Origin of the sequence: Caballeronia sp. (assembly GCF_049581465.1) — a bacterium.
Taxonomy (GTDB): domain Bacteria; phylum Pseudomonadota; class Gammaproteobacteria; order Burkholderiales; family Burkholderiaceae; genus Caballeronia.
On the sequence record NZ_JBAUSA010000388.1, the window covers coordinates 1 to 4,164 of the forward strand.

A 4,164-nucleotide genomic window follows, 5' to 3' on the forward strand; every position below is an offset into this window, starting at 1 on the left:
ATGTAGGACAGGATCGCACCCGACGACCCGACCAGCGATCCAGCGATAATCAGCATCGGGTTGTTCAGCGAAAACCCGATGCCCGCCGCCGCCCAGCCCGAATACGAGTTGAGCATGGAGACCACCACCGGCATATCCGCGCCGCCGATCGGAATAATGATCAGCACGCCGAGCGCGAACGCGATGGCCGTCATGATGACGAACGGCAACCACGACTGCGTCAGCATGAAGATCACGCCGAAGCCCAGCATGGCGATGGCGAGAAACAGGTTGATCAGATGCTGGCCGGCATAGACGACCGGCGCGCCCTTGAACAGCCTGAACTGGTACTTGCCCGACAGCTTCCCGAACGCGATCACCGAACCCGAAAACGTGATCGCGCCGACGAACGTGCCAATAAACAATTCCACCCGATTGCCCACGGGAATCGGCTCGCCGACCGCAGCCAAACCGAACGCGGACGGTTCCGAAACGACCGCATAAGCAATACACACGGCCGCCAAACCGATCAGCGAGTGCATGGCTGCGACGAGTTCGGGCATCTTCGTCATCTCGACTTTCGCCGCGACATACGCACCGACCGCACCGCCCACGACAAGCGCCGCGAACAGCAACCCTAGGCCGAGCGACAGATCCGAGCCAAGAGCCGCAGCTTGCTTAAAGATCAACGCAATCGTGGTCAAAATGGCGATCGCCATGCCGGTCATGCCGAACGTATTGCCGATGCGCGCGCTCTTCGGATTCGACAACCCTTTGAGCGCCTGGATAAAGCACACCGACGCAACGAGGTAAAGAAGGGTAACGACGCTCATGCTCATGGCGTTGCCCCCTTTGACGCGCTAGCAATCTGCTTTGGCGCCTTCTTCTTGAACATCTCCAGCATTCGCCGAGTGACTAAAAAGCCGCCGAACACGTTGACCGCAGCCAACAGGACGGCAACCGTGCCGAAGAACTTGCCAGCGCCGCCGACCGTCAGGCCTGCTGCGAGCATCGCGCCGACGATCACGATCGCGGAAATCGCGTTGGTCACGGCCATGAGCGGCGTGTGCAGCGCCGGTGTGACGTTCCACACCACGTGATAGCCGACGTATATCGCCAGCACGAAGATGATCAGGTTAATGACCGTGTGATTGACCAGTTCCATGTGTATCTCCTCAGGCCGCGCGCGTGACTTGGCCGTCGCGGCACAAGAGCGTGGCGGCGACGATGTCATCGGCGAGATCGATGTTCAACGCGCCTTCCTTCGTGACGATCAATTTGACGAAGTCGAGCAGGTTGCGGGCATACAGCGCGGAGGCATCGGCGGCGACCATGGAAGCCAGGTTGGTGTAGCCGACCAGATGCACGCCGTGCTTCATCACGACCTTATCCGTCTCGGTGAGCGGACAATTGCCGCCGTTGCGCCCTTCGCTTTCGATCAGGGCGCCCCGTCCCGCCGCCAGATCGACGATCACGGAACCGGGTTTCATCTGCTGCACGGTTTCGGCGGAAATCAACGTGGGTGCGGCGCGGCCAGGAATCAGCGCGGTCGCGATCACGATATCAGCCTGTTTCGCGCGTTCGGCCACGACCACCGATTGGCGCGCGAGCCAGCTCGGCGGCATGGGACGGGCATAGCCGCCGACGCCAACCGCCGCTTCTCGCTCGTCATCGGTTTCATAGGGCACATCGACGAATTTGGCGCCCAGCGATTCGATTTGCTCTTTCACCGCGGGACGCACGTCGGAGGCTTCGATCACCGCGCCGAGGCGCTTGGCCGTCGCGATGGCCTGCAAGCCCGCCACGCCCGCGCCAAGAATGAGAACGCGCGCCGCTTTCACCGTGCCGGCGGCCGTCATCAGCATCGGCATGAAGCGCTGGTAAAGGTTGCAGGCGACCAGCACCGCCTTGTAGCCCGCAATGTTCGCCTGCGACGACAGCACGTCGAGGCTCTGCGCCCGCGTGGTGCGCGGCGCGGCTTCCAGTGCGAACGCGGTGATGCCGGTGGCGGCGAGCCGCGCGGCATTTTCCTGGTTGAACGGATCGAGCATGCCCGCGAGCACCGCGCCGGACCTGAAAAGCGGCAATTCGGCGTCGGTTGGGGAATGAACCTTGAGGACGAGATCGGCGGCGAACGCGGCATTGGCATCGACCAACTCGGCACCGGCGGCAGCGAACGCGTCGTCGATATAACTCGCCGGCACGCCCGCGCCACGCTGCACAGTGACGCGATGACCCTGCGCCACCAGCTTCTTGACCGTCTCAGGCGTCGCGGCGACGCGTGTTTCGTTCGCCCGCGTCTCGGCAGGCACTCCGATATGCATCTTCGATCCTCCTCACATATTAGTTCTGCGGTGACCGCTTCAAACCGCGCAGGCCGGATTTGCATCGAAACGCGGTTCATTGCCACTGTAACCGAAACCTTCGCGCGAATTTATACGTTCTGGCACTAGTAAGGGCTACGCCCGCCGACGGCGAAGAAGCGCGTGAAACGGTAAAATACCTGCCTATGAAACCAGCACAATGGACTCCGCACGTGACGGTGGCGGCGATCGTGGAGCGCGACGGGCGCTTTCTCGTGATCGAGGAGCACACCTCCGACGGGCTTCGGATCAATCAGCCGGCCGGGCATCTCGAAGCGGGCGAGACGCTCGTCGATGCCGTCAAGCGCGAGACGCTCGAAGAAACCGCACACGTTTTCGAGCCGCAGGCGCTTGTCGGCACGTATCTCACGCACTTCGAACGGCCCGGGAAATCGGTTACGTATTTGCGCTTTACGTTCTGCGGCACGACCTCGGGCGCGGTGCCCGGCATGAAACTTGATAAGGGCATCGTCCGCGCGATCTGGCTCACCGCCGATGAACTCCGGGCGTGCGTGGACCGGCACCGCACGCCGGCCGTGCTGGAATGTCTTGAGCATTACCTCGCCGGGCGGCGCGTGCCGCTCGATTTTATTCATACACATTCGGTCGCGCCGTTGCGGGTTCAGGTGTAGCAGGTTTAGTTCAGGTTAGCCAAATGAGTCAGGCCGGAAAACAGAAAGTCGTGGTGGGTATGTCGGGCGGCGTGGATTCGTCGGTGACGGCGTGGCTGCTCAAGGAGCAGGGCTACGACGTGGTCGGCCTCTTCATGAAGAACTGGGAAGACGACGATGACGACGAATATTGTTCGACGCGCCAGGACTGGATCGACGTGGTGTCGGTGGCGGACCTGATTGGAATCGACGTGGAAGCGGTCAACTTTGCCGCCGAGTACAAGGACCGCGTGTTTGCCGAGTTCCTGCGCGAGTATTCGGCCGGACGCACGCCGAACCCCGATGTGCTTTGCAACGCCGAGATCAAGTTCAAGGCCTTCCTCGACCACGCGATGTCGCTGGGCGGCGAGACCATCGCGACCGGGCATTACGCGCGCGTGCGTGAACGCGACGGCGCGTTCGAGCTGCTCAAGGCGACGGATTCGACCAAGGACCAGTCGTACTTTTTGCATCGGCTGAATCAGGCGCAGTTGTCGAAGACGCTGTTTCCGCTCGGCGAGATGCCAAAGACCCGGGTTCGCGAAATCGCCGCGCAGATCGGCTTGCACAATGCGGCGAAGAAGGATTCGACGGGGATTTGTTTTATCGGCGAGCGGCCATTTCGCGAATTCCTGAACCGCTATTTGCCGACCAAACCGGGCCCGATGAAGACGCCTGAAGGGAAAGTGATCGGCGAGCATATCGGCTTGGCGTTCTATACGTTCGGACAGCGCAAGGGAATTGGGTTGGGCGGCAGCAAGGACGGCAGCGGCGATCCGTGGTTCGTCGCGGGCAAGGACATGGCCAGCAATACGCTTTACGTCGTGCAGGGTCACGATCACCCGTGGCTGCTGTCGCATACGCTGGTCGCGGGCAATACGAGTTGGGTGGCTGGAACCGCACCGGAGGAAGGCGTGGCTTGCGCGGCCAAGACCCGGTATAGGCAGGCGGATTCGGCTTGCGCGGTCGGGGCGTCGGCGGATGGCCGCTTCGAGCTGCGTTTTCACGATGCCCAATGGGCCGTGACGCCGGGGCAATCGGCGGTGCTTTATCAGGGCGATGTCTGTCTGGGCGGCGGAATTATCGAGTCGGCGCTGACTGCGCAACCGGCGCGGCGCGACGCCCAAGCGGCGCTGCTGACGGCGCGTTAATCCGCATCGGTCGCTGGGCGG

The 4,164-nt window shown here is 62.3% G+C and carries 5 protein-coding genes; 2 read left to right on the forward strand and 3 right to left on the reverse strand.

Annotated elements, in window-relative coordinates; genetic code table 11:
* The 3 genes from WCA53_RS09610 to WCA53_RS09620 all read right to left on the reverse strand — a co-directional run.
* Positions 1-818 (reverse strand): NAD(P)(+) transhydrogenase (Re/Si-specific) subunit beta (locus tag WCA53_RS09610; protein WP_423908442.1); only part of this gene is annotated, 818 nt, incomplete at its 3' end.
* Positions 815-1,144: an NAD(P) transhydrogenase subunit alpha gene (locus tag WCA53_RS09615; RefSeq protein WP_423908445.1), complete on the reverse strand. Its 330-nt coding sequence runs from the start codon at positions 1,142-1,144 to the stop codon at positions 815-817. The genes WCA53_RS09615 and WCA53_RS09610, both read right to left, overlap by 4 nt.
* A 10-nt stretch (positions 1,145-1,154) precedes the next feature.
* Entirely contained in the window at positions 1,155-2,303 is a 1,149-nt protein-coding gene (locus WCA53_RS09620; protein ID WP_423908447.1) for a Re/Si-specific NAD(P)(+) transhydrogenase subunit alpha, read from the reverse strand.
* A gap of 185 nt (positions 2,304-2,488) precedes the next feature.
* Between WCA53_RS09620 and WCA53_RS09625 the strand changes: the two genes are divergently transcribed.
* Both WCA53_RS09625 and mnmA read left to right on the forward strand, forming a co-directional pair.
* Entirely contained in the window at positions 2,489-2,974 is a 486-nt protein-coding gene (locus WCA53_RS09625) for an NUDIX hydrolase (protein ID WP_423908449.1), read from the forward strand.
* 23 nt (positions 2,975-2,997) lie between these two features.
* Complete coding sequence (mnmA, locus tag WCA53_RS09630) at positions 2,998-4,143, forward strand: tRNA 2-thiouridine(34) synthase MnmA (RefSeq protein ID WP_423908451.1); 1,146 nt, start codon at positions 2,998-3,000, stop codon at positions 4,141-4,143.
* Positions 4,144-4,164: the final 21 nt, after the last annotated feature.

Coding starts and splice junctions, on each gene's coding strand:
- WCA53_RS09615 (WP_423908445.1), bottom strand. CDS start 1,144: ATGGAACTGGTCAATCACACGGTCATTAACCTGATCATCTTCGTGCTG.
- WCA53_RS09620 (WP_423908447.1), bottom strand. CDS start 2,303: ATGCATATCGGAGTGCCTGCCGAGACGCGGGCGAACGAAACACGCGTC.
- WCA53_RS09625 (WP_423908449.1), top strand. CDS start 2,489: ATGAAACCAGCACAATGGACTCCGCACGTGACGGTGGCGGCGATCGTG.
- mnmA (WP_423908451.1), top strand. CDS start 2,998: ATGAGTCAGGCCGGAAAACAGAAAGTCGTGGTGGGTATGTCGGGCGGC.